This is a genomic window from Paramagnetospirillum caucaseum (assembly GCF_000342045.1).
GTDB lineage: Bacteria > Pseudomonadota > Alphaproteobacteria > Rhodospirillales > Magnetospirillaceae > Phaeospirillum > Phaeospirillum caucaseum.
Window position 1 is genome coordinate 1 of sequence record NZ_AONQ01000068.1, and the last position, 24,560, is coordinate 24,560.

The window sequence follows — 24,560 nt, forward strand, 5'->3', positions numbered from 1 at the left end:
GGCCGTTCCTGGCTTCCGAGGCGCTGGCCGCCGGGCTGGTGGACCGGCTCGGCTATCACGACCAGGCCTGGGAGGCGGCGGCCGGAAGCGGCGACGCCGCCGCCGAGGAACTGGACCTGGGCGAATACGCCGGGCTTCTCGACCATCCGCGCGGCGCCAAGGTGGCGCTGATCTCGGGGCTCGGCGCCATCCATCGCGGCGAATCCCATCGTGGCCTGGACGGCGACGGCGATTTCGGCGCGCGGACGGTGGCCGAGGCCTTCCGCGAGGCCGTCGAGGACGACAAGGTCAAGGCCATCCTGTTCCGGGTCGACAGCCCCGGCGGCTCGTACACCGCGTCGGACACCGTGCATCACGAGGTGGCGCGCGCCCGGGCGGCGGGCAAGCCGGTGGTGGTGTCCATGGGCGATTTCGCCGCCTCGGGCGGTTATTTCGTCGCCATGGGGGCCGACCGCATCATCGCCGCGCCGGGGACCATCACCGGGTCCATCGGGGTGTTCACCGGCAAGGTGGTGCTGGACGAATTCTGGAAGAAGCTGGGCATCAGCTGGGACGAGATGCACCGGGGCGACAATGCCGGCATCTGGAGCGCCAACCAGCCGTTCAGCCCCCAGGCCAAGGCCCGCATCGACGCCCTGCTTGACCATATCTACGCCGATTTCACCGGCAAGGCCTCGGAGGGGCGGGGCATCGACGCCGCCCGCATGGACAGTCTGGCGCGCGGCCGCATCTGGACCGGGGCCGACGCCAAGGAATCCGGGCTGGTGGACGGGCTGGGCGGCTGGGCCGAGGCCCTGGTCCAGCTGCGGCAGGTGGCCGGGCTCAAGGCCGGGGAGCCGCTGACCCTGGTGGAGTTTCCCCGCCCGCGCAAGCCCTGGGAGGTGCTGGCCGACAGCCTGGGCGGCGGCGCGGTGGCGGAACGGCGCATCCTGGCCCGGTTGCAGCCGCTGCTCGATACCCTGGCTCCGCCGCCCGGCGTCCAGCTGCGCGCCCCCGATGTGAGGGGGGCACGATGAGCGACATGCGCACCGTCGTCGTCACCGGGGCCTCGCGGGGCATTGGCCACGCCATCGCCCGGCGCTTCCTGGCCGAGGGCTGGCGGGTGATCACCTGCGCCCGGGCCGACGTGCCCAAGGAATGCATGATCGACCGCAACTGGGCCTGCCACATCGTCGCCGATCTGGCCGACCCCGCCTCGGCCCAGGACTTCGTGGCCCAGGCCAATGCCTGGCTGGGGGCCGAGCCGCTGCACGCCCTGGTCAACAACGCCGGCGTCAGCCCCAAGACCCCCTACAAGGAGCGCCTGGGGGTGCTCAACGGTTCGATCGACGGCTGGAAGGATGTGTTCGAGCTGAACTTCTTCGCCCCGCTGCGGCTGGCGCGCGGCTTCGCCAGCGCGCTGCACCGGGGCAAGGGCGCCATCGTCAACATCACCTCCATCGCCGGGCATTACGTCCATCCCTTCGCGGGATCGGCCTATTCCACCTCGAAGGCGGCGCTGTCGGGCCTGACCCGCGAGATGGCGGCCGAGATGGCGCAGCTGGGGGTGAGGGTCAACGCGGTGGCGCCGGGGGAAATCCGCACCGAGATGATCTCGGCCGAGTACGAGGCCCTGGTGCCGCGCATCCCGCTGGAGCGCATGGGAACCACCGACGACGTGGCCGGCACGGTGTTCCGCCTGTGCGGGCCGGACTTCGCCTATGTCACCGGCACCGAGGTGTTCGTCACCGGCGGCCAGCACCTGTACTGACTACCGGAAATAGGCCGGTTCGGCTCCGGTGACGTCGCCGAGATGGGCGACGATGTAGCGCATCAGCCGGGCGGTGGGGGCGAATTCGCCGCGCAGGATTCCGGCATCGAGCGACTTGATGATGACCACGGCCTCGACGCTGTCGTCGAAACTGTGCAGGGCCGCCACGGTCAGCCGGACGCGGTCGCCGGGACGAAAGCCGTTCCCCTGGAAGCTGACGCCGGAAAGCGAAATGTCCAGGACCGGGAAGACCCGGCCGTCAATCAGGACGGCAAGACCGTCCCCCATCTTGCGGACATGCTGCCGCCGTTCCTTGAACTGCGTCATGACTGGCTTTCCCGGCAATCGCTGGTGTCGAGGGTATAGCCGAAATCCATAAACGGTATTCACGGCGCATGTAAACGGAAACTGGTAATACCGCTATTGCGCGGCGCGCGGCGCGTTGGCGAAGGTCTTGCGGATAAAGGTGCTGACCTCGCCCAGGGCGGTGTCCTGGCTGATGCCGGCGGCCTTGGCGCGTTCCACGAACTTGGCGCAGTATTCCAGGTTGCCGGGAATGCCGAACGAGCGCTTGAACATCTCTTCGCCCATCACGTCGTAGATGACCAGGGCCATCACCGCCAGCTGGTCCATGCGCAGCCCCAGCTCGCCCACCAGCATCTTGGCCGACAGCCCGCCCATCTCGGCCAGCAGGCCGGTGATGCGCACCGTCTGGTCGGCGTTGGGCAGTTCGGCGCGGACCACCGGGTCGAGCAGCACCATGGTGAAGGCGGCGGAGCGCAGCCGTTTGCCGTCGGGGGTGAGAATCTCGGCGATGCGGGCGCGGCGGTCGGCGTTGCCTGCCGCCGCCGGGGCGCCGCCGGCCTTGACCTCGTGCACCTGGGCCGGGACGTCGCCGCCCGAGAGGGCGGCGGGCTTGGGCTTTTCCGCGGCCTTGGCCTTGTCGGCGCGGGCGGCGGGCGGCACCAGGAAGTCGGGGATTTCGCTGGGCAGGGTGGAGGGCACCGGCAGTTCCGCCGGATTGTCCTTCAGGCGGCGGATGTCCTCGGGCACCTTGTAGTCGAGAATCCGCTTGCCGAGGCGCTTCACCAGGGCCGGCGACAAGGTTGAATATTCAGGTACGAGGGCCACCTGCCAGTCATGGACCAGATGTTCCTGCATGGCGTCGTAGAGCACCTCGCCCCGGCTGCGCTTGGCCGCGGCTTCCGCCGGGGCCAGGGACAGCAGGCGCATCAGCTTGCCCATCAATCCCTTGGGGGGCGGGGAGCGCCTGCTTTTTTGGGGGCTGGCGTCGCCGTCCAGGCGCTTGCGGAAATGGCGCTTGGCGCAGGTGCGGACCACCATGGCGACCACGTCGTCCAGGGAGCGGCCGCAGGCCAGCAGCGCGTCGGCCTGTTCCACCGCCACGTCATGCTCGTCCACCAGCAACTGGTGGAAGCGTTCGGGATTGGCGTGGAACGCCTTGAAGCAGCGGTCGAGCAGGTCGGGGTCGTCGAGCACGCATTGCAACACGCCGCGACGCGGCAGCTTCTTCAACTCGGGAACCAGTTGGGCCATGACTTCCGCCACCGGACCCTCGAGGGTCAGGTTGATCTGGCGGACGATCCGGGCATGGGCCTCGGACGGCAGGCGCGGCATGGTGAATTCCGATCGAATCTCTACCTCCCCGAAAGGTAAGCCGAACGGTCAGATTTCCCAAGAGACTATCTGTCTGGGGTCAGTCGCGCCTGGAGCGGTGGCCGAACCGGGCGAACACGCCGCGCATGAAAATGGCGCATTCGATCACCTCGGTGGTCGGACCGATGCCGCGCAACCGAGCCCGCTCGACGATGCGGGCCACCAGTTCGGGGTCGGCGCGCGGTCCGAACAGCCGGCCGAACACCGTACTGCCGATACAGTCCTGGGCCACCATCAGCATCACCGCCAACTGGTCCTTGCGCAGACCCAGGCCTTCCACCAGGGCGGTGGCCGGCAGGCCGCCGACGCCGCGCAGCACGTCGCCGATGCGCACGATCTGGTCGGCGTTGGGCAGGATGGCGCGGACCTCGGGGTCCAGCAGGGTCTGGGTGAAGGCCTCGGCCCGCAGGCGCTGATGGTCGGGGGTCAGCACGTCGTCCAGGCTGGCGGTGCGGGGATGGACCACCGGCGCCACCGGCATCACCGGCGCCTTGGCGGCGGGGGCGAAGGGCGAGACGAAGGGAACGGCGAAGGTGATCGGCGTGGTCGCCGCCTGGGTTTCCTCGTCCGCCATGGGCTGGACGGGGGCGTCGGGGTCGGCGATCAGGCGGGCCAGGGTGTCGGCCTCGCGGCAATCGAGAATCTTGGCGCCCACCCGGCGGACCAAAGCGGGGTCCATCTCGGAATAGGCGGGGACCAGCGGCACCTGCCATTCGTGCAGGAGATAGGCCTTGATGGCGTCGTAAAGCTCGTCGGCCGGGCTGCGCTGGGCGGCGCGGGCCTCCTCGGCCTCCAGTTCGGCGCGGGCGGCGGCGGGCGACAGCTTGCGGCGGAAATAGCGTTTGGCGGCGGTACGCACCACCATGGCGATGACCTCGGCCAGGGTGCGGCCGCAGGATAGGGGGACGTTGTCCTCGCTCACCGGGCGGCGGCGCTCGTCCACCAGGACGTAGCGGAAGCGGGAGCGCTCCTTGCGGAAGATCTGGAAGCAGCGGGTCAGAAGGCCGAGATCGTCGAGGGTCCGGTCATAGGCCTGCTCACGCGGCAAGGCCTTCAGTTCCGGCAGGAACTGTCCGAGGATATCGACAACCGGCCCCTGGAGGGTCCCGTTGATTCTGAAGACCGCTGTCGCGGTATCCGTCATGGCGTCAACCTTAACTCCATCGCGCCTCTAATCCCCGAAGGAGGACGTTAGCATGCGATGATTTGCCCATCACCAAAATTGATGCGGACCTGATCGCATCACCGCCACAATACCCCCATTCGGCATAGGCTAATGTGAAGTACCTCACATAGCGACGGAGAAAAAGCATAGGGTTCCCACCCGGGTCGGCATGGCTCAACCCCGCGTATTTCCGCCGTTGCGCGGAGCGGTTGAGGTCTGGCGGGTAGGGGAAATGCCTAGGCTACTGGTATGGAGGGCAGTGCAGGCCGGCGGGCGACAGGGTGAAGATCTCGCAACCGCTGGCGGTGACGCCGATGGAATGCTCGAACTGGGCCGACAGGGACTTGTCCTTGGTGACGGCGGTCCAGCCGTCGGCCAGGATCTTGGTCTCAAAGCGGCCGGCGTTGATCATCGGCTCGATGGTGAAGAACATCCCCTCGGCCAGCACGGCGCCTTCGCCGGGATTGCCGTAATGCATGACGTTGGGCGGCTCGTGGAAGATGCGGCCCAGACCATGGCCGCAGAAATCGCGGACCACCGAGAAGCGGTGCTTCTCGGCATAGGACTGGATGGCATGGCCGATGTCGCCCAGGGTGGCGCCGGGCTTGACCACCTCGATGCCGCGCATCAGGGATTCGTAGGTGACCTCCACCAGCTTGCGGGCCTTCACCCCCACCTTGCCGACGTAGTACATGCGCGACGAATCGCCGTGCCAGCCGTCGGCGATGGGCGTCACGTCGATGTTGACGATGTCGCCGTCCTCCAGGCGCTTCTCGCCGGGGATGCCGTGGCAGACCACGTGGTTGACCGAGGTGCAGATGGATTTGGGAAAACCACGGTAGTTCATGGGCGCGTTGACCGCGCCCCGCGCGATGATGAACTCGGCGCACAGGCGGTCCAACTCGGCGGTGGTCACGCCCGGCACCACATGGGGGGCGATGAAGTCCAGGGCCTCGGCGGCAAGGCGGCCGGCCTTGCGCATGCCTTCGAAATCGGCGGGGCCGTGGCGGCGGATGCGGGAATTTTCCCTGTCTTCGTGTTCCATCGGTCCTTCAGATCCGTTCGCTTAAATCCATGCCCAAGGCGTCGCCCAGTTCGATACCGCCGGTCGATAAGCGGCAGGTATAGCAGATCGCTTCGACGCCGTCCCGTGTCGCCTGGGCCAGGGCCTTGGCATAGGTGGGGTCGATATCGGCGGCGGGGCGGAAGCCCTGGCAATCCTCCCGCTGCACCAGATAGACCATCACCGCCCGCTCGCCGGCGCCGACCCGGCCGGTCAGCTCGGCCAAGTGCTTGGCGCCCCGCACGGTGACCGCGTCGGGGAATTCGGCCCAGCCGCCGCGCTTCAGGTGGACGTTCTTGACCTCCACCCAGCATTTGGGGCGTTGGGGGCTTTCCAGCAACAGGTCGATGCGGGAATTGACGCCGTATTTCACCTCGCGGCGGATGGAGGCGTAGCCGGAAAGCTCGGGGATAAGCCCGGCGGCCACGCTTTCCGCGACGATGCCGTTAGGGTGTGCGGTGTTGACGCCCACCAGATGGCCGTCCACCGTCACCAGCTCCCAGTTCCATTTCAGCTTGCGCTCGGGGTTGGAGGCCGGCGACAGCCAGACTTCCATGCCCGGTTCGGCAGTGCCCAGCATGGCCCCGGAATTGGCCACATGGGCGGTGACCTCGGTGCCGTCGTCGAACCGCACGTCGGCCAGGAAGCGCTTGTAGCGCTTGATCAGGGTGGCGCGGACCAGGGGCGAGACGAAGCGCATCACTCGGTCTCGGGGCTCATGCGCCCGGTGGAGCCGTTGAACCCGGCCAGACCGGGGACGGCGCAGCCCTGGGGGGCCGGGGCGGGCTGGCAGGGATGGGGCGCCCAGCCGGTCATGGTCAGCACCTGGAAGGTGGCGGGCAGCCGCCCGTCCGGCCCGGCGAAGCGCTGCTGATACAGCGCCACGGCGTGCAGCAGGGTGGCGCGCCGGGTCAGACCCTTACGCTGTCCGGCCACGGCGTTGGTCTCGCCCATGCCGCGCAGATCGGCCATCAGCCGCATGGGGTCGCCATAGCTGACCGCCACCGAATCGGCATCGGCCACCGGCAGGGCGAAGCCGGCCCGCTGCAGCAGGGCGCCCAGATCCTTGACGTCGGCGAAGGGGGCGACGCGGGGGCTCATTCCGCCTTCCTCGGCCAGTTCGGCGTCGGCCAGGCATTGGCGCAGTTCGGCCAGGGTGCCGGCCCCAAGCAGGGCGGCGATGAACAATCCGTCGGGCTTCAGGACCCGGCGGATCTGCAGCAGGGTGCCGGGCAGGTCGTTGACCCAGTGCAGCGACAGGCACGACACCACCAGATCGAAGCTGTTGGCGCGGAAGGGCAGCCATTCCTCGTCGGCGGCCAGGGCCGGGTGGCCGTTGGCCGCGGTCTGGGCGGCCATGGCGGGCGACAGGTCGCATTGCACCAGGGTCTCGATGCCGCCGCGCCCCTTCAGGGTGTCGGCCATCTCGCCGGTGTGGCAGCCCAGGTCCAGCGCCATGGGAAAGCGCCGCTTGACGTCGTCCAGGCGGTCGGCGAGGCGTTCGGCCACCTCGCGCACCAGGAAGTCGTGGGCGACGAAATTGCCGGCGGCGCGGTCGCGGTGCTTGCGCACCAGGAGACGGTCGAAGATTCTCATGTCAGGCTGTATGGCATGCCGGTGCCGCCGGAGGGAAGGGGAGAAGATGCCGGTCAGACTTGCCCGCCTGCTGCTTGACGCGCTGCTGCCGCCGCTCTGCCTGTCCTGCGGGGTGGAGGTGGCCGAGCCGGGCAGCCTGTGCCCGTCATGCTGGTCGGCCATGGTCTTCCTGGGCGATCCTGCCTGCGCCTGCTGCGGCCTGCCTTTCGAGGTGGACCCGGGCGACGGGGCGGTGTGCGGCGGATGCGCCCGCCAGACGCCCCGCTACGGCCGGGCGCGGGCGGTGCTCCGCTACGACGACGCCTCCAGGGTGCTGATCCTGCGCTTCAAGCACGCCGACCGGCTGGAGGGAGTGGGGGCCTTCGCCCGCTGGATGGCGCGGGCCGGCGGCGCGATGCTGGCCGAGGCCGACCTGCTGGTGCCTGTGCCGCTGCATCGCTGGCGGCTGCTGGCCCGGCGCTACAATCAGGCGGCGCTGCTGGCCAATGCCATCGGGACGCTGGCCCAGGTGACGGCGGAGCCGGGGATGCTGGTCCGCGCCCGCCGCACGCCACCCCAGGGCCATCTCGGCCACGACGCCCGCGCCCGCAACGTGGCTGGCGCGTTCAAGGTGGCGGAACGCCTGCGCCCCCGCCTCGACGGCCGCCGCGTCGTACTGGTGGACGACGTGATGACCAGCGGCGCCACCGTGGACGAATGCGCCCGCGTGCTGCTCAAGGCCGGCGCCGCCGCGGTGGATGTTCTGACCCTGGGACGGGTGGTGCGGGAAAGTTAGCTGCGTTATATAGGAGGCAGTATTGAACCTGGAGCCTTCCCATGGCCGAGATCGAGATCTACACCACCGACGTCTGCCCCTATTGCGTCAAGGCCAAGAAGCTGTTCGACAAGAAGGGCGTGACCTATGCCGAGATCAACGTCTCGACTGACGACGGCCTGCGTCAGTACATGATGAACCGGGCCGGCGGGCGCCGCTCGGTGCCGCAGATTTTCATCGACGGGGTGCATGTGGGCGGCTGCGACGATCTCTATGCGCTCGACAAGGACGGCAAGCTCGACCCCATGTTGGCGGGTGCCCAGTGAGGAACTTCAAGGCGGCCTGCCTGCAGGTCAATTCCTCCAACGACCTCGCGGCCAATTGCGATGCCGCCGCCGCCCTGGCGGTCGAGGCCCGCGCCGCCGGCGCCGACCTGATCCTGATGCCCGAGAACGTGGCGATGATGGAGTGGGGACGCTCCAACATCGTCTTGAAGGCCCAGCCGGAAGAGGACCATCTGGCTCTCAAGTTCTTCCGCGAGCTGGCCCGCGAGATCGGCGCCTGGCTGCATATCGGCAGCCTGCATGTGCTGCTCGACGGCGGCATGGTGGCCAACCGTACCTATGTGCTCGGCCCCGATGGCGGGATCGCCGCGCGCTATTCCAAGATCCACATGTTCGACGTGGATCTGGGCCTGGGCGAGGTCTACAAGGAATCCGCCACCTTCGCCCCCGGCGATGAGGCGGTCTGTGTCGACCTGCCCTGGGGGCGGCTGGGGCTGTCCATCTGCTACGATGTGCGCTTCCCGCATCTCTACCGGGCGCTGGCCCATTCCGGCTCATCCTTCCTGGCGGTGCCGGCGGCCTTTACCCGGACCACCGGCAAGGCCCACTGGCACGTTCTGCTGCGCGCCCGGGCCATCGAGACCGGCTGCTACGTCTTCGCCCCCGCCCAGTGCGGCGAGCACGTCAATGACCGTCAGACCTACGGCCACGCCCTGATCGTCAGCCCGTGGGGCGAGGTGCTGGCCGACGCGTTGGAGCGGCCCGGCTGGGTGATGGCCGACATCGACCCGGACAAGGTCAAGGACGCAAGGCGCAAGGTCCCCTGCCTCGACCACGACCGGCCGTTCGGGGTGCCCAAGCGGTAGCTATCACGGCAGTTCGGCCGGCCCCGGGCCGCTGATGGCGGCGATGCGCTGCACCACCTTGGCATGCTCCGCGATGCCGTCCTCGTAGGCAGCCACGGTCAGCCCCCGGGCGAGGTCCAGCAACTCGCCCCGCCGCAGCAGGTGGTCGGGATTGGCCGGACGGCCGAAGACCTCGTTGCCGGCGGCGAAGGTCTCGTAGAGCAGCACGCCGCCCGGTTTCAGGGCGGCCAGGATCGTCGGGAACAGCGGCCGCCACAGGTAATTGGTCACCACCACCGCGTCGAAGCCGCACCCGGCCAGCGGCCAGGGTGAACCGTCCTCCAGGTCGGCGGCGATCAGCTCGGCGCCCTCGGCCAGGCGGGCCTGGGTCACGTCGCGGTCCACCGCCGTCACCGTGTGGCCGCGGTCGAGGAACAGCCGGGCATGCCGCCCGCCGCCGCAGGCCAGATCAAGCACGGAGCCCCCCGCCGGCACCAGGGCGGCGAAGCGGGCGATCCAGGGGGAGGGAGCGACGCGGAAAGGGTCGGTGCCCATGGCTTTTGCGGACCGTATCTGTTACGAAGATCGCGGATAAGCGGATATCAGCGGCCATGATCCTGTTCGAATTGCGCTGCAAGGCCAAGCATCATTTCGAAGCCTGGTTCAAGGACGGCGCCACCTATGACGGGCAGGCGGCGGCGGGCGAAATTCCCTGCCCCATCTGCGGCGATTGCCATATCGAAAAGGCCCCCATGGCGCCGCGCCTGGCCAAGGCGCGCGGCGCCGCCCTGGACGCCCAGGCGGCGGCGGGGGAACTGCGCAGGATGCTGGTGGACCTGAAGCACAAGGTGCAGTCCAGCTGCGACTATGTGGGCGAGAAATTCCCCGACGAGGCCCGCAAGATCCACTACGGCGACGTCGAGGCCCGCCCCATCTACGGCGAGGCCACCCCCGACCAGGCCCGGGAGCTGGAGGACGAAGGCGTCGCCCTGGCCCGTATCCCCTGGGTGGCCGAGGGGAATTAGGCCTTCGTCCCGAACAGCATGTAGTTGACGTCGAGATTTTCTGTTTCGCGCCAGGAATCGGCCAGCGGGTTGTAGGCCATGCCGGCCATTTTGCGCACGGTGATGCCGTGGTCACGCAGCATGGCGGCGAATTCCGAGGGGCGGACGAACTTGTTCCAGTCGTGGGTGCCCTTGGGCAGCCAGCCCAGCACGTATTCCGCCCCCACCACCGCCAGGGCCCAGGCCTTGGCCGTCCGGTTCAAGGTGGCGCCCATGAACACGCCGCCGGGCTTCAGGCGGGCGGTGGCGTGGCCCAGGAAGGCGGCGACGTCGGGGACGTGCTCGACCACCTCCATGGACAGCACCACGTCGAAGCTCTCGGCCGGGTCCATCTGCTCGGGCGTCGCCACGCGGTAGTCCACGTCGAGCCCCGATTGCTCGGCGTGCAGACGGGCGACCGCCACGTTCCTGTCGCCGGCGTCGATGCCGGTGACGGCAAAGCCCATGCGGGCCAGGGGCTCGGACAGCAGGCCGCCGCCGCTGCCCACGTCCAGCAGGGTCAGGCCCTCGAACGGGCGTAGCAGGCTGTCGTCACGGCCGAAATGGGCGGCGAAATGGCGGCGCATGAAGGCCAGGCGCACGGGGTTGAAGCGGTGCAGCGGCTTGAACTTGCCCGTCGGGTCCCACCAGGCCTCGGCCATGGCGGTGAACCGGGCAATTTCCTCGGGCGATGCGGTGCCCAACTGATCCATGAATTTCCACTCCGCCGTCAACATTTCGTCAGGGGGCCGTGCTTGCGTCCCGATGGGCGACAGAGTATGAATACGCGCCCTTCCGGCGGCAACCGCGCAAACGAGAGTTTTTTGCGGATGACGGCGAGGGAGAATTAAGGATCAGCCCGGGGCTGGGACAACAAGGGTTTTCTCATGGCTCGCATCGTAATGAAATTCGGTGGCACCTCGGTCGCCGACATCGAGCGCATCAAGAATGTCGCCAACCGCGTCAAGCGGGAATTCGAGTCCGGCAACGAGGTTGCGGTGGTGGTCTCGGCCATGTCGGGCGCCACCAACCAGCTGGTCGCCTGGTGCAATCAGGTCGCGCCGCTGCACGACGCCCGTGAATACGACGCGGTGGTCGCCACCGGCGAGCAGGTGACCACCGGCCTGCTGGCCATCGCGCTGCAGGAGCTGGGCGTCGAGGCCCGCTCGTGGTGCGGCTGGCAACTGCCGATCCGTACCGACGGCGTGCACGGCAAGGCGCGCATCATGTCCATCGAGACGGACGAGATGATCGCCCGCATGGGCAAGGGCGAGGTGGCGGTGGTCGCCGGCTTCCAGGGACTGGGGCCGGACAACCGGATTGCCACCCTGGGCCGTGGCGGCTCGGACACCTCGGCGGTGGCGTTGGCGGCGGCCTTGCATGCCGACCGCTGCGACATCTATACCGACGTGGACGGCGTCTACACCACCGACCCACGCATCGTTTCCGTGGCCAAGAAGCTCGACAAGATCACCTACGAGGAGATGCTGGAGCTGGCCTCGGTGGGCGCCAAGGTGCTGCAGACCCGCTCGGTGGAAATGGCCATGAAGCACCGCGTGCGCGTGCAGGTGCTTTCCAGCTTCGAAGACAAGCCCGGTACTCTCGTTTGCGATGAGGATGAGATCGTGGAAAAGGAATTGGTGAGCGGCATCGCCTACAGCCGCGACGAGGCGAAGATCACCCTGGTGCGCGTGGCCGACCGGCCGGGCGTGGCGGCCTCCATCTTCGGCCCGCTGGCCGATGCGGCGGTCAACGTGGACATGATCGTGCAGAACGTGTCCGAGGACGGCAAGTCCACCGACCTGACCTTCACCGTCGGCAACGCCGATCTGGAGCGGGCCAAGAAGGTGCTGGAGGACGCCAAGGGAACCCTTGGCTTCGAGAAGCTGCTGGCCGACCCCAACGTGGTCAAGGTCTCGGTGATCGGCGTCGGCATGCGCTCGCACGCCGGCATCGCCCAGAAGATGTTCCAGACCCTGGCGTCCGAGGGGATCAACATCCAGGTGATCTCGACCTCGGAAATCAAGATCAGCGTGCTGATCGAGGAAAAGTATACCGAACTGGCCCTGCGCGCGCTTCATACCGCCTATGGTCTGGATGCCGCGTAAGCGGGGCACTTGCCAGAGGGCCTGATGGATAAGGCGAGGCAGCGGCTCGAACACCTGTGGCGGCGCGGACGGGAATTTCTCGGCACCGAGTACGCCATCATGGGTGGGGCGATGTCGTGGATTTCCGAGCGCCGGCTGGTCGCCGCCATCTCCAATGGCGGGGGCTTTGGCGTGCTCGCCTGCGGCTCCATGAGCCCCGGCCTGCTGCGCGAGGAAATCCGCGCTACCCAGGAACTGACCGTCAAGCCGTTCGGCGTCAACCTGATCACGCTGCATCCCGACCTGGACGCCCTGATCGATGTCTGCGGCGAGATGCAGGTGGGCCACATCGTGCTGGCCGGCGGCCTGCCGTCCGCCGCCTCCATCAAGCGGGCCAAGGATACCGGCGCCAAGGTGGTCTGCTTCGCGCCGGCCGTGGTGCTGGCCAGGAAGCTGCTGCGTTCGGGCGTCGACGCCCTGGTGATCGAAGGCGCCGAGGCTGGCGGCCATGTGGGCCCGGTGGCCACCAGCGTGCTGGCCCAGGAAATCCTCCCCGTGGTCGAGCAGGTCCCGGTCTTCGTGGCCGGCGGCATCGGCAGGGGCGAGGCCATCGTCTCCTATCTGGAGATGGGGGCGTCGGGCTGCCAGCTGGGTACCCGCTTCGTCTGCGCCGACGAATGCATCGCGCACCCCAATTTCAAGCAGGCCTTCATCCGCGCCGCCGCCCGCGACGCGCTGCCTTCGGTGCAGGTGGACCCGCAATTCCCGGTGATTCCGGTGCGCGCGCTCGCCAACAACGCCACGCGGCGCTTCATCCTGTTCCAGATGGAGGTGATCTCCCGTTTCAAGTCGGGCGAGATCGACCAAAAGGACGCCCAGCTGGAGATCGAGCATTTCTGGGCCGGGGCCCTGAAGCGCGCCGTCATCGACGGCGACGTGGAGAACGGCTCTCTGATGGCCGGCCAGAGCGTCGGCATGGTGACGCGCCAGCAGCCCACCGCCGATATCCTGCAGGAATTGCTGAGCCAGGCCCTGGCCGCCCTGGCCGACCGCCACGGCCCCGTTCCGGTGCAGGTCTGATGCAGGGCCCCTTTGTCAGCCCCTCAATCGCCGGGCGCCCCGCCGGGGCGGGGCTTGGCTCTCGCGGTATAAGCCGCGCGGCCCGTTGGGCCTATCCGCGCCCGGGCCATCGCTTGATGCAGGGTGTTCCCTCCGGCGTGGAGGGCATGTGATGCAGGGCGCGGGAATGACCTCGGTGTCGCGCCGTCTGCTGGGAAGGCTGCGCGACGTTATGGCGGGCAGCGGCTCGGCCCAGGATCGCCTGGACAAGGTGGTCAAGCTGATCGCCGCCGACATGGTGGCCGAGGTGTGCTCGTGCTACATCATGCGCGCCGGCGAGGTGCTGGAACTGTTCTCCACCGAGGGCCTGAAGAAGGAATCGGTGCACCAGACCCGCCTGCGGGTCGGCGAAGGCCTGGTCGGCGACATCGCCGCCCATGCCCGGCCGCTGGCCCTGGCCGACGCCCAGGCCCATCCTAATTTCGTTTTCCGCCCGGAAACCGGCGAGGAGATCTTCCACTCGCTGATGGGCGTGCCCATCATCCGCGGCTCGCGGGTGGTCGGCGTGGTGGTGGTGCAGAACCGCACCATGCGCCACTACACCGACGAGGAGATCGAGACCCTCGAGACCGTGGCCATGGTGCTGGCCGAACTGGTGGTCTCGGGCGAACTGGTCAACCGCGCCGAGCTGGTGCCGGTGGACGGTAACGCCCTGTTGCCGCTGCGCATGGAGGGCGTCAAGCTCAACGGCGGCGTCGGCGTCGGCGTGGCGGTGCTGCACCGGCCGCGCATCACCATCCAGCGGCTGGTGGCCGAGGACCCGGACGCCGAGCTGGAGCGCCTGAAGAAGGCGCTGACCGGTATCAAGCTGGCGCTGGAGGAGCTGTTCTCGCGTCCCGAGATGCGCGACGGCGAGCACCGCGACGTGCTCGAGACCTACCGCATGTTCGCCGAGGACAAGGGTTGGCTCAACCGCATCAGCGAGGCCATCCGAACCGGCCTGACCGCCGAGGCGGCGGTACAGAAGGTCCACGACGACACCCGCGCCCGCATGAGCCAGATCACCGATCCGTACCTGCGCGAGCGCATGCACGATTTCGAGGATCTGGCCAACCGCCTGCTGCAGCACCTGGCCGGCGGCGACGGCGACCAGCGGCCCGGCGCCGCCGACCTGCCCGAGGGCGCCATCCTGATCGGCCGCAACCTGGGGCCGATGGAGCTGTTCGACTACGACCCCAAGCGGCTGCGCGGCCTGGTGCTGGAGGAAGGCTCCGCCACCTCGCACGTGGCCATCGTGGCCCGCGCGCTCGACATTCCGGTGGTTGGCCGGGTCAAGGACGTGCTCGACAAGATCGAGCCGCTCGATCAGGTGATCTGCGACGGCGACAACGGTCAGGTGTTCATCCGCCCGCCGGACGACATCCGCGAGACCTATATCGACGCCATCGGCCAGCGCCAGCTGCGCCAGGCCGTCTACGCCCGCCTGCGCGAGCTGCCCGCGATCACCCGCCAGGGGGTGCGCATCGGCATCCACATGAATGCCGGCCTGCTGCTCGACCTGCAGCACCTGCATGATTCCGGGGCCGACGGCATCGGGCTGTACCGGACCGAGCTGCCGTTCATGGCGCGCTCCTCGCTGCCCGACGTGGCGGCCCAGACCCTGCTCTACAAGAAGATCCTCGATCAGGCCGAGGGCAAGCCGGTGGTGTTCCGCACCCTGGACGTGGGCGGCGACAAGGTGCTGCCCTACTGGAACCCCTACGAGGAGGACAACCCGGCGCTGGGCTGGCGGTCGATCCGCATCACGCTCGACCGCCCGGCGGTGATGCGCTCGCAGCTGCGCGCCCTGCTGCGCGCCGCCCAGGGCCGCGAGCTGTCGGTGATGTTCCCGATGATCGCCGAGGTGTCGGAATTCGTCCAGGCCAAGCGCATCCTCGACAAGGAACTGGAGCACGAACGTCTGGCCGGGTCGCCGCTGCCCACCAAGGTGCTGGTCGGCACCATGCTGGAAGTGCCGGCCCTGGCCCTGCAGCTGGACGCGCTGCTGCCCATGGTGGACTTCGTCTCCATCGGCTCCAACGACCTGACCCAGTTCCTGTTCGCCGTCGACCGCGGCAATCCGCGCATCGCCGAACGCTACGATCCGCTGGCCCCGGCCATGATCCGCTTCATGCGCTACGTGGCGGTGAAGTGCAATCAGTACCGCGTCTCGCTGTCGGTGTGCGGCGAAATGGCCGGCCGTCCGCTGGAGGCCATGGCGCTGATCGGCGCCGGTATCCGCAACCTGTCGCTGTCGGCCCCCAGCATCGGTCCGGTGAAGACCATGATCCGCAGCCTGGAGATCGGCGCGCTGGAGGCTTATCTCAACACGCTTCTCAAGTCGCCCGATCATTCCTTGCGCAACAAGCTGAAGACCTTCGCGCTGGATCACGGCGTGGTCCTGTAAGGTTGCCACCCCGCTCGGGGATTTGTTAAACAAGGTCGCCACACGCATAGCGCAAAGGCTCGCCCGACGTGGACAGCACAGCTTCCGATCCCCAGCAGACCGAGACTCCCGCCGAGGCCCCCGAGCCGGCAGCCGCCGCCGAGGCCGCCGCCGCATCCGAGCCCGTCCCCGAGCCGGAACCGGTTTCCGAGCCCATGAGCGAACCTGTGATCGGGGCCGTGGCGCCGCCCGCCGCCCTGGCGGTCAATGCCGGGGTGGGCGCCACCCTGCGCTCGGCGCGCGAGGGCATGGGCAAGACCCTGCCCGAATGTGCCAAGCTGCTGCGCATCCGCCAGCCTTTCCTGGAAGCCCTGGAAGAGGGGCGCCACCGCGACCTGCCGGGCGGCACCTATGCCGCCGGCTTCCTGCGCACCTACGCCGAATTCCTCGGCCTGGACAGTGAGGAGATGGTGCGCCGCTTCCGCGAGGAAGGGGCGGGCGGCTTCAAGAACCGCACCGAACTGACCTTCCCCTCGCCGGTGTCCGAGGGCCGCATTCCCGGCGGCGCGGTGATCTTCCTGGGGCTGATCCTGGCGGCGGTGGCTTATGGCGGATGGTACCTGCTGTCCTCGGCCGAGACCAAGGTCACCGAGATGGTGCCGCCCTTGCCCGACCGTCTGGCCGGCGTGCTCAACCGCCAGGCCAGTCTGACCGGCGAGACCAGGCCGGCGGGCGAGGCGGCCAAGCCGGGCGAGGAAGCCATGAAGGCCAAGGAGGACGTGGTTCCTCCCACCGAGACGGAGGAAGAGAAGCCCGCCGCCCAGGCGCCCGCCGCCTCCGAGCCGGTCAAGGCCGAGGCGCCCCAGGTCGAGCCTCCCAAGGCAGAACCTCCCAAGGTCGAACCGGTCAAGGCCGAAGCGGTCAAGGCCGAAGCCCCCAAGGTGGAACCGCCCAAGGCCGAGCCCCCCAAGGTGGAACCGCCCAAGCCCGAGGCTGCCGCCGCCACGTCCGTTTCCGACGGCAAGGTCTACGGCACCGAATACGCTGATTCCCGCGTGGTGCTGAAGGCCACCGGCGACGATTGCTGGATTCAGGTGCGCGAGGTGGACGGCTCGCTGCTGATGAGCCGCCTGCTGCGCCGGGGTGACAGTTTCCGGGTTCCCAACCGCTCCGGCCTCAACCTGATGGTCGGCAACGCCGGGTCGCTGGAGGTCAGCGTCGACGGCCGCAAGGTTCCGGCCCTGGGCGCGGCGGGGCAGGTGCGGCGCGATATCCGCCTCGATCCCGACAAGCTGGCGGCCGGCGGCTGATAACCCTAAACAGGTTGTCGCTTTCGGAGCTCGGCCCGAATGCGCTATAACGCCTCGCCCCGATCGGCTTGCCGCCGGTCGGGGTGGTTCCCCTTGGTCAGCGAGAGTGTTCCATGAGTCTGCGGCCCTACCGTGAAATCGCCAGACGCAAGTCGCGGCAAATCCGTGTCGGTTCGGTGCTGGTCGGTGGCGACGCCCCCATTTCGGTGCAGACCATGACCAACACGCTGACTACCGACGTCAAGGGGACGCTGGAACAGATACGCCGCGCCGCCGATGCCGGCGCCGATCTGGTGCGCGTCTCCTGCCCCGACGAGGATTCCACCAAGGCTTTCAAGCAGATCGCCAAGGAATCGCCGGTGCCGCTGATCGCCGACATTCATTTCCACTACAAGCGCGGCATCGAGGCCGCCGAAGCCGGCGCCGCCTGCCTGCGCATCAATCCCGGCAATATCGGTTCGCACGACCGGGTGCGGGACGTGGTGAAGGCCGCCAAGGATCACGGCTGTTCCATGCGTATCGGCGTCAATGCCGGCTCGCTGGACAAGCACCTGCTCGACAAGTATGGCGAGCCTTGCCCGGAAGCCCTGGTGGAAAGCGCGCTGGAACACGCCAAGCTGCTCGAGGACAACGACTTCTTCGAGTTCAAGATCGCCGTCAAGGCCTCCGACGTCTTCCTGGCCGTCGCCGCCTATCAGGGCCTGGCCAAGGCCTGCGACTATCCCCTGCATCTGGGCATCACCGAGGCCGGCGGCCTGATCGGCGGCACGGTGAAGTCGTCCATCGGCATCGGCTCGCTGCTGTGGGCCGGCATCGGCGACACGCTCCGCGTCTCGCTGTCGGCGGATGTGGCCGAGGAGGTCAAGGTCGGCTTCGAGATGCTGAAGGCGCTGGACCTTCGCCATCGCGGCGTGCGCATCGTCTCGTGCCCGTCCTGCGCGCGGCAGGGCTTCGATGTCATCAAGACGGTGGAGGCCCTGGAAAACCGCCTGTCCCATGTGCGCGCCCCGGTGACGCTCTCCATCCTGGGCTGCGTGGTCAACGGCCCCGGCGAGGCCCGCGAGACCATGGTGGGCATCACCGGCGGCGGCGCCGACAGCCACAAGGTCTATATCGGCGGCTCGCCCGACCATAATGTCGACGGCAAGTCCATGGTCGACCACATCGTCGATCTGGTCGAGGCGCGCGCCGCCGAGATCGAGGCCGCCAAGCAGAAGGGAAGCTGATTTTGTCCAGCCTGCAACCGGTTCGCGGCACCCACGATTTGCTGCCCGATGATGCCCGCCGCCACCGCAAGGTGGAGGAAACCGCCTTCGCGTGCGCCCGTCGCTACGGCTTCGGCGAGATCGTGACCCCGATCTTCGAGTTCACCGACGTGTTCGCCCGCACCCTGGGCGAGACCTCGGACGTGGTGACCAAGGAGATGTACACCTTCGCCGACCGCTCGGGCGAATCCCTCACGCTGCGCCCCGAGGGCACCGCCGGCGTGGCGCGCGCCTTCATCTCGGGCGGGCTGGCCCAGTCGCTGCCGCTGAAGCTGTTCTACCGCGGCCCCATGTTCCGCCACGAACGCCCCCAGAAGGGCCGGCTGCGCCAGTTCCATCAGGTGGGCGTCGAATTGCTGGGTGTGGAATCTCCCCTGGCCGACGTGGAGGTCATCGCATTGGCCTGGCGGGTGCTGTCCGAATTGGGGCTGGCCTCCAAGGTGCGCCTGGAGATCAACACCCTGGGCGACGCGGAAAGCCGCGAGGCCTATCGCAACACCCTGGTGGCCTATCTTTCCCAGTTCCGCGACGCGCTGTCCGAGGACAGCCGCAACCGCCTGGATCGCAATCCCCTGCGAATCCTCGATTCCAAGGATGAAGGCGACCGCCGCATCGTCGAGAACGCGCCGCTGATGAGCGACTCGCTGTCGCCGGCCGCCCGCGAGTTCTTCACCCAGGTCACCGACGGGCTGCACGCGCTGGGCATTCCCTTCATCCTCAATCCCAAGCTGGTGCGCGGCCTCGACTACTACTGCCACACCGCCTTCGAGTTCACCACCACCGAGCTGGGAGCCCAGGGCACCGTGCTGGCCGGCGGGCGCTATGACGAACTGATCGCCACCATGGGCGGACCGCGCACGCCGGGCATCGGCTGGGCCGCCGGGGTCGAGCGCCTGTCCATGCTGGTGGGCGAGGTCGCCGACGAGGCGCGTCCCGTCAGTGTCATCCCCATGGGCGATGCCATGGCCGCCATGGTGGTGGCCGAGCGGCTGCGCCGCATCGGGCGCAGTGTCGAGATGGGCTTTTCCGGCAACATGAAGAAGCGCATGGCCCGCGCCAACAAGGTCAACGCCCGCTTCGCGGTGATCTTGGGCGAGGAGGAGGCGGCCAGGAACGCCGTCACCATCCGCGACCTGGACACGTCCACCCAGGACGAGGTGCCGCTGGCGCAGCTGGAGGAATACCTCGGCCGCCTGCTGTAGCGGGGGGCTGGGGGGGTGAGCGGGTCCTCGCATCGTCTGGTCGTCGTCGGCGCCAACCACCGGTCGGCGTCCCTGTCGCTCCGCGACGCGCTGTTCGTGGACGATTCCGTCGCTCCCGCCTTTCTCGAGGGGCTGAAGCGGGCCGGTCTGGCCGAGTCCCTGGTGCTGGCCACCTGCGACCGCGTCGAGGTGTGGGCCGAGGAGACGGACCCGGAGCGTGCCGCCCGGCTGGTGGGTGAGGCCCTGGCCGTCAAGGCCGGGCTCGATCCCGCCGTCCTCGCCCCCCACCTCTACACCCTGTCGGGCGGCGACGCGGTGCGCCATGGCTTTACCGTCACCGCCGCGCTGGATTCCCTGGTGATCGGCGAGCCGCATGTGGCCGGCCAGGTCAAGGCCGCCCATCGGCTGGCCCGCGATGCCGGGTGCTGCGGCGGCGAGCTGGATCATTTCCTCCAGGCCGCCTTCGCCGTGGCGAAACGGGTGCGCAGCGAGACCTCCATCGGCGAAGGCCCGGTCAGCATCGCGGCGGCGGCGGTACAGACCGCCCGCGACCTGCACGGCGACTTGGGTTCCCTGCGCGCCCTGCTGGTGGGCACCGGCGAGATGGGCGAACTGGCGGCGGAAAGCCTGCTGGCCGCCGGGCTGAGGGATATCTCGGTCACCGCGCCGCGCGCCGCCCGTGCCGAGGCGGTGGCCAAGTCGCTGGAAGGCCACGTGCTGGCGTTCGAGGATCTGCGGGATGCGTTGGCCTCGTTCGACGTGGTGCTGACCTGCGTCGGCGCGCGCACCGTCTCGCTCACCGCCGAGATGGTGACCAACGCCCTGAGGAAACGCCGGCGGAAGCCGGTCTTCCTGGTGGATGCCGGCATTCCCGGCGACATCGAGCCGGCGGTCAATCGGGTGGATGGCGCCTTCCTCTACGATCTGGCCGACCTGGAGAAGGTGGCGCTCGAAGGCCGCGCCACTCGCGAGGCCGCCGCCCGGGCCGCCCGGGATATCGTCGAGGCCGAGGCCCAGGCTTTCCTCAAGGGCCGCGCGGCGCGGGCCGCCGTGCCGGCCATCGTCGCCCTTCGCGCCCGCTTTGACGAAGCGCGCGATCAGGTGCTGGCCGAGGCCGGGACCGATGCCGCCGAGGCCACGAGGCTGCTGGTCAACCGCCTGCTGCACGCGCCGTCCGAGGCCATGAAGGACAAAGCCTCCGAGGGCGCCGAATGGCGCGCCATGGAAAAGACGCTGCGGATGCTGTTCCGCCTGGATGAGTAGGGCGCTAATTTGATGCGTCGTCCCCTCAGTATTGCTATCATTCTGCCATGATCGCCATGCCCAAGCCCACGCAGTCGGTTGCCGACGATGAAGCCAAGGCGCGCGCCATTCACGAGGCCCGCGAATCGGTCGCGCGTGACGGCGTCATCGCCCACCAGGACATGATGGCCTGGCTGGGCTCCCTGGGAACCGACCACGAAACGCCGCCGCCCGAACCTTGCAAGTAGACTGGGCGCCCGAAGCGCGGCGCGACCTCCAATCCATCCACGAGTTCCTGCGTCGCGACAATCCGGACGCCGCGGAGTCGCTGGTGACGGTCATTGACGAGGCGGCACGGGGGCTGGCGGCTTTTCCCCTGAAGGGGCACAAGGGCTTGGACGGCACCCGCGAATGGGTTATCCCACGCTTCCGTCACTATCTCCTCATCTATGACGTGGAGACCCGGGCGGGCATCGTCACCATCCTTCGCGTCTGGCATCAGTCGCGACATCGCTGAAAAGAAGTTGGGTATCGTCTGATGAATCTCGAACCGCAATTCGACAAGGTGCTGTATCGCCACGACGAGGTCCGGGCGCAATTGTCCTCGGGCGAGGGGATGGATTCCCAGACCATCCAGCGCCTGTCCAAGGAACTGTCCGAGCTGGACCCGGTGGTCACCGCAATCGTCGCCTTCCGCAAGGCGCGCGAAGACATGGTCCAGGCCGCCGAGATGATGAACGATCCCGACATGAAGGATCTGGCCGAGGAGGAGTTCTACGCGCTGAAGGAGCGGCTGCCCGCCCTGGAGCGCGAGGTGCAGATCATGTTGCTGCCCAAGGACGAGGCCGACGAGAAGAATGCCATCATCGAGGTGCGCGCCGGCACCGGCGGCGAGGAGGCGGCACTGTTCGCCGCCGAGCTGTTCCGCATGTACGAGCGCTACGCATCCTTGCACGGCTGGCGCTTCGAGGTGATGGACGTCAACGACACCGGCATCGGCGGCGTCAAGGAGGCCAGCGCCACCATCACCGGGCGCAACGTCTTCGCCCGCCTCAAGTTCGAATCCGGCGTCCACCGGGTGCAGCGGGTGCCCGCCACCGAATCCCAGGGTCGCATCCATACCTCGGCGGCCACCGTGGCGATCATGCCCGAGGCCGAGGAGGTGGACATCCAGCTCAACGATTCCGAGTTGCGCTTCGACGTCTACCGCTCGCAGGGTTCGGGCGGCCAGTCGGTCAACACCACCGATTCGGCGGTGCGCGTCACCCACCTTCCCACCGGCCTCGCCGTGGCCTGCCAGCAGGAAAAGAGCCAGCACAAGAACAAGGCCACCGCCTTGAAGCTGCTGCGCGCGCGGCTGTACGAGCGCGAGCGCTCGGCCAAGGACGCCGAGCGCGCCGCCGCCCGCAAGAGCCAGGTGGGCTCGGGCGACCGTTCCGAGCGCATCCGCACCTACAACTTCCCGCAAGGACGGGTCACCGACCACCGCATCAACATGACGCTCTACAAGATCGACGCGGTGATGAGCGGCGACGCCCTGGACGAGATGGTCGAGGCGCTGGTCGCCGCCGACCAGGCCGAGCGTCTGGCCGAGATGGAATAATGGCCACCGCCGGCCAGACCATCAACGCCGCCGCGTCGCGGCTGGCGGCGGTGGGCATCGACACCGCCCATTACGACGCCCGCCTGATGGTGGCCGAGGTGCTGGGCGTCGAGATGCGCCGCCTGCCGGCCTCCCACCATGTCGAGCTGAACGGCGGTGAGACGGCGTGCCTTGCCGTCATGCTGGAGCGCCGGCTGGCCCGCGAGCCCATGTCCCACATCCTGGGACGGCGGGGCTTCTGGACCCATGACTTCCTGGTCACCAAGGACACCCTGGACCCGCGCCCGGACACCGAGACCCTGATCGAGGCGGTGCTGGACGCCCTGGACGACCGGGGGCTGCCCCGCCGCCTGCTGGATTTCGGCACCGGAACCGGGTGCATCCTGCTGACCCTGCTGTCGGAACTGGGCCATGCCACCGGCTTAGGCGTAGACGCCAGCCCGGCCGCCCTGGCGGTGGCGGGCCGCAACGCCGAAGCCCTGGGGCTGGCCTCGCGCGCCGAATTCCGCCTGGGCGACTGGGGGGCGGGGATGGAGGGGGTGTTCGATGTCATCGTCTCCAATCCCCCCTACATTCCCGACGGCGATATCGACGGGCTGGAACCGGAAGTAGTCCGCTACGAGCCGCGCTCGGCCCTGGCCGGCGGCCCGGACGGGCTGGAATGCTATCGCCGCCTGATCCCCGACATGGCCCGCCTGCTGGCTCCCGGCGGCGTCGCCGCCCTGGAGGTGGGGATGGGGCAGGCCGCCGAGGTCGCCGGCCTGCTGGCGGCGGCCGGATTGAGCGGCGCCTCGGCCCGGCGCGACCTGGGCGGCGTCGAGCGCTGCGTTATTGTGCGGCGCCAAAAATAATTGTTGGAATAAGGGCCGCTCGCGACTAATGTGGCGCCACGCGCGCCATTTCGAACCGGGGGATCGCGTCGAGCCCTTTCGCTCCGCCCTTGGTTCAGCGCCGTGAACTCCCCTATCGCCGCCCCGAAATCGGATGCGGACTGGCCGTGCAGCGATGTCGGCGGGGAGGCCTCTAACGGAGAGCACTCGTGAACCATGAAGGCAGGTCCTCTTTGAATCCCAAGCAGCGGTCCCGTGGACGGGGACCCAACAGCGGCGGCGGCGGCAAGAAGCACGGCGGCGGCGGCGGCGGCGGTGGTGGCGGGGGCGGCGGCGGCGGTGGTGGAATTCCCAACCGCAACCAGGTGTTCGACAGCAACGGCCCCGAGGGCCGTATTCGCGGCAACGCTCATCAGGTGCTGGAAAAGTACCTGTCGCTGGCCCGCGATGCGTCGTCCCAGGGCGACCGGGTCGCCGCCGAGAATTACTATCAGCATGCCGAGCACTATTTCCGGGTGATCAACGCCCAGAACCAGAACAACGGCCGGCCGCGCCAGCAGATGCCCACTCCCGCCGAGGACCAGTCCATGGGGGTGGACGGCGAGGAGGAGAACGGCGTCGAGACCGAGAACCGTCAGGCCCAGGCAGCGGTGCCGGGCGAGGGCGAGCAGCCCGACGTGATCATGCCGGTCGAGGCCTCGTCCGAGGCCTGATCCGGTCTGCCCCGTTCAGTGTTTCCGTGAGAAGAGCGGCGCGTCCACGTCATTGTCGTGGCGCGCCAGCGCTTGCAGGAAGGCGGTGAACAGGCTTCGCCGCGCCTCGCCGTCATGGGGCGGGATTTCCGCCAGGGCGGCCAGCATGTCCAGAAGATCGCGGTGATCGCGGATCATCACCTGGCGCGACGTCCAGTCGGCGGTGATGAACAATTCCTCTTCCACATGAAAGTGGTCGGCCATGCGCTCCTGCAGCATGTGGATGGCGCGCGCCACCTTGGTTTCGCTGTGGCCGTGGACGATCACCGGTTCCAGCCGGTTCATCATGCGGTAGAGACGGGTATGCTCGGCTTCCATGGCCGGGTCGCAATCCTCGTGATCCCAGGTGGGCATATGGACCTATCCCCTGTTCGGCGCTGCTTTCCATCTGGGGATTCCCCGATCCGAATTCCAGGTGCCGACCGGGTTGGAGCGCTGCGCCTCAAATATGAGGGGCGGCGCTCATGCGAGCATTGAGCGAGCGGCCAAGGGCGCGGAGGCGGCCGCCCGGCGAGGGCAAAACAAATAAAACTAAAGCGCTGCGCCTCAAATATGAGGGGCGGCGCTCATGCGAGCGATTGAGCGAGCGGCCAAGGGCGCGGAGGCGG

General features: G+C 68.3%; 27 protein-coding genes. 18 read left to right on the plus strand and 9 right to left on the minus strand.

What is annotated here, in order from left to right; translation table 11 throughout:
- The coding region (sppA, locus tag H261_RS18525) for a signal peptide peptidase SppA (protein ID WP_008620580.1) at nucleotides 1-1,016 on the plus strand (1,016 nt) is incomplete at its 5' end.
- Nucleotides 1,013-1,750 (plus strand): SDR family NAD(P)-dependent oxidoreductase, encoded by a 738-nt coding sequence (locus H261_RS18530; protein ID WP_008620581.1) that lies wholly within the window; start codon nucleotides 1,013-1,015, stop codon nucleotides 1,748-1,750. The genes sppA and H261_RS18530, both read left to right, overlap by 4 nt.
- Here H261_RS18530 and H261_RS18535 read toward each other — a convergent pair whose 3' ends face one another.
- From H261_RS18535 to H261_RS18560, 6 genes are all read right to left on the minus strand, one after another.
- On the minus strand, nucleotides 1,751-2,077 hold the full coding sequence (locus H261_RS18535) for a PilZ domain-containing protein (RefSeq protein WP_008620583.1): 327 nt from the start codon (nucleotides 2,075-2,077) through the stop codon (nucleotides 1,751-1,753).
- Nucleotides 2,078-2,170: 93 nt separating this feature from the next.
- Nucleotides 2,171-3,388 (minus strand): hypothetical protein, encoded by a 1,218-nt coding sequence (locus H261_RS18540; RefSeq protein ID WP_008620585.1) that lies wholly within the window; start codon nucleotides 3,386-3,388, stop codon nucleotides 2,171-2,173.
- A 79-nt stretch (nucleotides 3,389-3,467) separates the two neighbouring features.
- Complete coding sequence (locus H261_RS18545; protein ID WP_008620587.1) at nucleotides 3,468-4,571, minus strand: hypothetical protein; 1,104 nt, start codon at nucleotides 4,569-4,571, stop codon at nucleotides 3,468-3,470.
- 262 nt (nucleotides 4,572-4,833) lie between these two features.
- Nucleotides 4,834-5,637: a type I methionyl aminopeptidase gene (gene map / locus H261_RS18550; protein ID WP_008620589.1), complete on the minus strand. Its 804-nt coding sequence runs from the start codon at nucleotides 5,635-5,637 to the stop codon at nucleotides 4,834-4,836.
- A gap of 7 nt (nucleotides 5,638-5,644) precedes the next feature.
- Entirely contained in the window at nucleotides 5,645-6,355 is a 711-nt protein-coding gene (gene sfsA / locus H261_RS18555; RefSeq protein ID WP_008620591.1) for a DNA/RNA nuclease SfsA, read from the minus strand.
- Entirely contained in the window at nucleotides 6,355-7,251 is an 897-nt protein-coding gene (locus H261_RS18560) for a methyltransferase domain-containing protein (RefSeq protein ID WP_008620594.1), read from the minus strand. Before H261_RS18560 ends, sfsA begins: the two co-directional genes overlap by 1 nt.
- 46 nt (nucleotides 7,252-7,297) lie before the next feature.
- On the opposite strand from H261_RS18560, the gene H261_RS18565 reads away from it, so the two are divergent.
- Genes H261_RS18565 through H261_RS18575 form a run of 3 tightly spaced genes read left to right on the plus strand, consistent with a single transcriptional unit; the run spans nucleotide 7,298 to nucleotide 9,155 of the window.
- Nucleotides 7,298-8,026, plus strand: a complete 729-nt coding sequence (locus H261_RS18565; RefSeq protein WP_008620595.1) for a ComF family protein — start codon at nucleotides 7,298-7,300, stop codon at nucleotides 8,024-8,026.
- A gap of 41 nt (nucleotides 8,027-8,067) precedes the next feature.
- Nucleotides 8,068-8,331 carry a glutaredoxin 3 gene (gene grxC / locus H261_RS18570; RefSeq protein ID WP_008620596.1) on the plus strand — a complete coding sequence of 88 codons (264 nt, stop codon included), beginning with the start codon at nucleotides 8,068-8,070 and terminating at the stop codon, nucleotides 8,329-8,331.
- Nucleotides 8,328-9,155, plus strand: coding sequence for a carbon-nitrogen hydrolase family protein (locus H261_RS18575; protein WP_008620599.1), 828 nt, complete (start codon nucleotides 8,328-8,330; stop codon nucleotides 9,153-9,155). Before grxC ends, H261_RS18575 begins: the two co-directional genes overlap by 4 nt.
- 3 nt (nucleotides 9,156-9,158) lie before the next feature.
- On the opposite strand, the gene H261_RS18580 is transcribed toward H261_RS18575, so the two are convergent.
- Nucleotides 9,159-9,689 (minus strand): class I SAM-dependent methyltransferase, encoded by a 531-nt coding sequence (locus tag H261_RS18580; RefSeq protein ID WP_008620601.1) that lies wholly within the window; start codon nucleotides 9,687-9,689, stop codon nucleotides 9,159-9,161.
- 56 nt (nucleotides 9,690-9,745) lie between these two features.
- Here H261_RS18580 and H261_RS18585 point away from each other — a divergent pair, with 56 nt between their 5' ends.
- Entirely contained in the window at nucleotides 9,746-10,159 is a 414-nt protein-coding gene (locus tag H261_RS18585) for a DUF1178 family protein (protein WP_008620603.1), read from the plus strand.
- Here the strand turns inward: H261_RS18585 and ubiG are convergent.
- On the minus strand, nucleotides 10,156-10,890 hold the full coding sequence (gene ubiG, locus H261_RS18590; protein ID WP_008620606.1) for a bifunctional 2-polyprenyl-6-hydroxyphenol methylase/3-demethylubiquinol 3-O-methyltransferase UbiG: 735 nt from the start codon (nucleotides 10,888-10,890) through the stop codon (nucleotides 10,156-10,158). The genes H261_RS18585 and ubiG overlap by 4 nt on opposite strands.
- A 174-nt stretch (nucleotides 10,891-11,064) precedes the next feature.
- Between ubiG and H261_RS18595 the strand changes: the two genes are divergently transcribed.
- The 12 genes from H261_RS18595 (at nucleotide 11,065) to H261_RS18650 (ending at nucleotide 23,913) form a co-directional block, all read left to right on the plus strand.
- Complete coding sequence (locus tag H261_RS18595; RefSeq protein ID WP_008620608.1) at nucleotides 11,065-12,285, plus strand: aspartate kinase; 1,221 nt, start codon at nucleotides 11,065-11,067, stop codon at nucleotides 12,283-12,285.
- A gap of 24 nt (nucleotides 12,286-12,309) precedes the next feature.
- The gene (locus H261_RS18600; protein WP_085988780.1) at nucleotides 12,310-13,344 is read left to right on the plus strand and encodes an NAD(P)H-dependent flavin oxidoreductase; all 1,035 of its coding nucleotides are present in this window, start codon (nucleotides 12,310-12,312) and stop codon (nucleotides 13,342-13,344) included.
- A 151-nt stretch (nucleotides 13,345-13,495) separates the two neighbouring features.
- Complete coding sequence (gene ptsP, locus H261_RS18605; RefSeq protein ID WP_008620612.1) at nucleotides 13,496-15,769, plus strand: phosphoenolpyruvate--protein phosphotransferase; 2,274 nt, start codon at nucleotides 13,496-13,498, stop codon at nucleotides 15,767-15,769.
- A gap of 68 nt (nucleotides 15,770-15,837) precedes the next feature.
- Nucleotides 15,838-17,058: a helix-turn-helix domain-containing protein gene (locus H261_RS18610; RefSeq protein WP_008620614.1), complete on the plus strand. Its 1,221-nt coding sequence runs from the start codon at nucleotides 15,838-15,840 to the stop codon at nucleotides 17,056-17,058.
- 113 nt (nucleotides 17,059-17,171) lie between these two features.
- Nucleotides 17,172-18,284 (plus strand): flavodoxin-dependent (E)-4-hydroxy-3-methylbut-2-enyl-diphosphate synthase, encoded by a 1,113-nt coding sequence (gene ispG / locus H261_RS18615; protein WP_008620615.1) that lies wholly within the window; start codon nucleotides 17,172-17,174, stop codon nucleotides 18,282-18,284.
- Between the two features lie 2 nt (nucleotides 18,285-18,286).
- Nucleotides 18,287-19,525, plus strand: a complete 1,239-nt coding sequence (gene hisS, locus H261_RS18620; RefSeq protein ID WP_008620616.1) for a histidine--tRNA ligase — start codon at nucleotides 18,287-18,289, stop codon at nucleotides 19,523-19,525.
- A gap of 15 nt (nucleotides 19,526-19,540) precedes the next feature.
- Nucleotides 19,541-20,788, plus strand: coding sequence for a glutamyl-tRNA reductase (gene hemA / locus H261_RS18625; protein ID WP_008620617.1), 1,248 nt, complete (start codon nucleotides 19,541-19,543; stop codon nucleotides 20,786-20,788).
- Between the two features lie 56 nt (nucleotides 20,789-20,844).
- On the plus strand, nucleotides 20,845-21,015 hold the full coding sequence (locus H261_RS18630) for a hypothetical protein (RefSeq protein WP_161625052.1): 171 nt from the start codon (nucleotides 20,845-20,847) through the stop codon (nucleotides 21,013-21,015).
- Complete coding sequence (locus H261_RS18635) at nucleotides 21,006-21,284, plus strand: type II toxin-antitoxin system RelE/ParE family toxin (protein WP_008620620.1); 279 nt, start codon at nucleotides 21,006-21,008, stop codon at nucleotides 21,282-21,284. The genes H261_RS18630 and H261_RS18635 overlap by 10 nt, the downstream gene beginning before the upstream one ends.
- 21 nt (nucleotides 21,285-21,305) lie before the next feature.
- Nucleotides 21,306-22,370, plus strand: coding sequence for a peptide chain release factor 1 (gene prfA, locus H261_RS18640; RefSeq protein WP_008620621.1), 1,065 nt, complete (start codon nucleotides 21,306-21,308; stop codon nucleotides 22,368-22,370).
- A complete protein-coding gene (gene prmC / locus H261_RS18645; RefSeq protein ID WP_008620622.1) occupies nucleotides 22,370-23,221 on the plus strand; it encodes a peptide chain release factor N(5)-glutamine methyltransferase in 852 nt (283 codons plus the stop codon). Before prfA ends, prmC begins: the two co-directional genes overlap by 1 nt.
- A gap of 212 nt (nucleotides 23,222-23,433) precedes the next feature.
- Complete coding sequence (locus tag H261_RS18650) at nucleotides 23,434-23,913, plus strand: DUF4167 domain-containing protein (protein ID WP_008620623.1); 480 nt, start codon at nucleotides 23,434-23,436, stop codon at nucleotides 23,911-23,913.
- Between the two features lie 15 nt (nucleotides 23,914-23,928).
- On the opposite strand, the gene H261_RS18655 is transcribed toward H261_RS18650, so the two are convergent.
- On the minus strand, nucleotides 23,929-24,306 hold the full coding sequence (locus tag H261_RS18655) for a hemerythrin domain-containing protein (protein ID WP_008620624.1): 378 nt from the start codon (nucleotides 24,304-24,306) through the stop codon (nucleotides 23,929-23,931).
- Between the last annotated feature and the right edge of the window lie 254 nt (nucleotides 24,307-24,560).

Bases quoted from the DNA above. Each gene is read 5' to 3' on its own strand.
- H261_RS18655 (WP_008620624.1), bottom strand. From the start codon at position 24,306: ATGCCCACCTGGGATCACGAGGATTGCGACCCGGCCATGGAAGCCGAG.
- sfsA (WP_008620591.1), bottom strand. From the start codon at position 6,355: ATGCGCTTCGTCTCGCCCCTGGTCCGCGCCACCCTGATCAAGCGCTAC.
- H261_RS18580 (WP_008620601.1), bottom strand. From the start codon at position 9,689: ATGGGCACCGACCCTTTCCGCGTCGCTCCCTCCCCCTGGATCGCCCGC.
- map (WP_008620589.1), bottom strand. From the start codon at position 5,637: ATGGAACACGAAGACAGGGAAAATTCCCGCATCCGCCGCCACGGCCCC.
- H261_RS18595 (WP_008620608.1), top strand. From the start codon at position 11,065: ATGGCTCGCATCGTAATGAAATTCGGTGGCACCTCGGTCGCCGACATC.
- H261_RS18545 (WP_008620587.1), bottom strand. From the start codon at position 4,571: ATGACGGATACCGCGACAGCGGTCTTCAGAATCAACGGGACCCTCCAG.
- H261_RS18540 (WP_008620585.1), bottom strand. From the start codon at position 3,388: ATGCCGCGCCTGCCGTCCGAGGCCCATGCCCGGATCGTCCGCCAGATC.
- prmC (WP_008620622.1), top strand. From the start codon at position 22,370: ATGGCCACCGCCGGCCAGACCATCAACGCCGCCGCGTCGCGGCTGGCG.
- H261_RS18530 (WP_008620581.1), top strand. From the start codon at position 1,013: ATGAGCGACATGCGCACCGTCGTCGTCACCGGGGCCTCGCGGGGCATT.
- H261_RS18585 (WP_008620603.1), top strand. From the start codon at position 9,746: ATGATCCTGTTCGAATTGCGCTGCAAGGCCAAGCATCATTTCGAAGCC.
- prfA (WP_008620621.1), top strand. From the start codon at position 21,306: ATGAATCTCGAACCGCAATTCGACAAGGTGCTGTATCGCCACGACGAG.
- ispG (WP_008620615.1), top strand. From the start codon at position 17,172: ATGAGTCTGCGGCCCTACCGTGAAATCGCCAGACGCAAGTCGCGGCAA.
- ptsP (WP_008620612.1), top strand. From the start codon at position 13,496: ATGCAGGGCGCGGGAATGACCTCGGTGTCGCGCCGTCTGCTGGGAAGG.
- H261_RS18630 (WP_161625052.1), top strand. From the start codon at position 20,845: ATGCCCAAGCCCACGCAGTCGGTTGCCGACGATGAAGCCAAGGCGCGC.
- H261_RS18560 (WP_008620594.1), bottom strand. From the start codon at position 7,251: ATGAGAATCTTCGACCGTCTCCTGGTGCGCAAGCACCGCGACCGCGCC.
- H261_RS18565 (WP_008620595.1), top strand. From the start codon at position 7,298: ATGCCGGTCAGACTTGCCCGCCTGCTGCTTGACGCGCTGCTGCCGCCG.
- grxC (WP_008620596.1), top strand. From the start codon at position 8,068: ATGGCCGAGATCGAGATCTACACCACCGACGTCTGCCCCTATTGCGTC.
- H261_RS18535 (WP_008620583.1), bottom strand. From the start codon at position 2,077: ATGACGCAGTTCAAGGAACGGCGGCAGCATGTCCGCAAGATGGGGGAC.
- H261_RS18600 (WP_085988780.1), top strand. From the start codon at position 12,310: ATGGATAAGGCGAGGCAGCGGCTCGAACACCTGTGGCGGCGCGGACGG.
- ubiG (WP_008620606.1), bottom strand. From the start codon at position 10,890: ATGGATCAGTTGGGCACCGCATCGCCCGAGGAAATTGCCCGGTTCACC.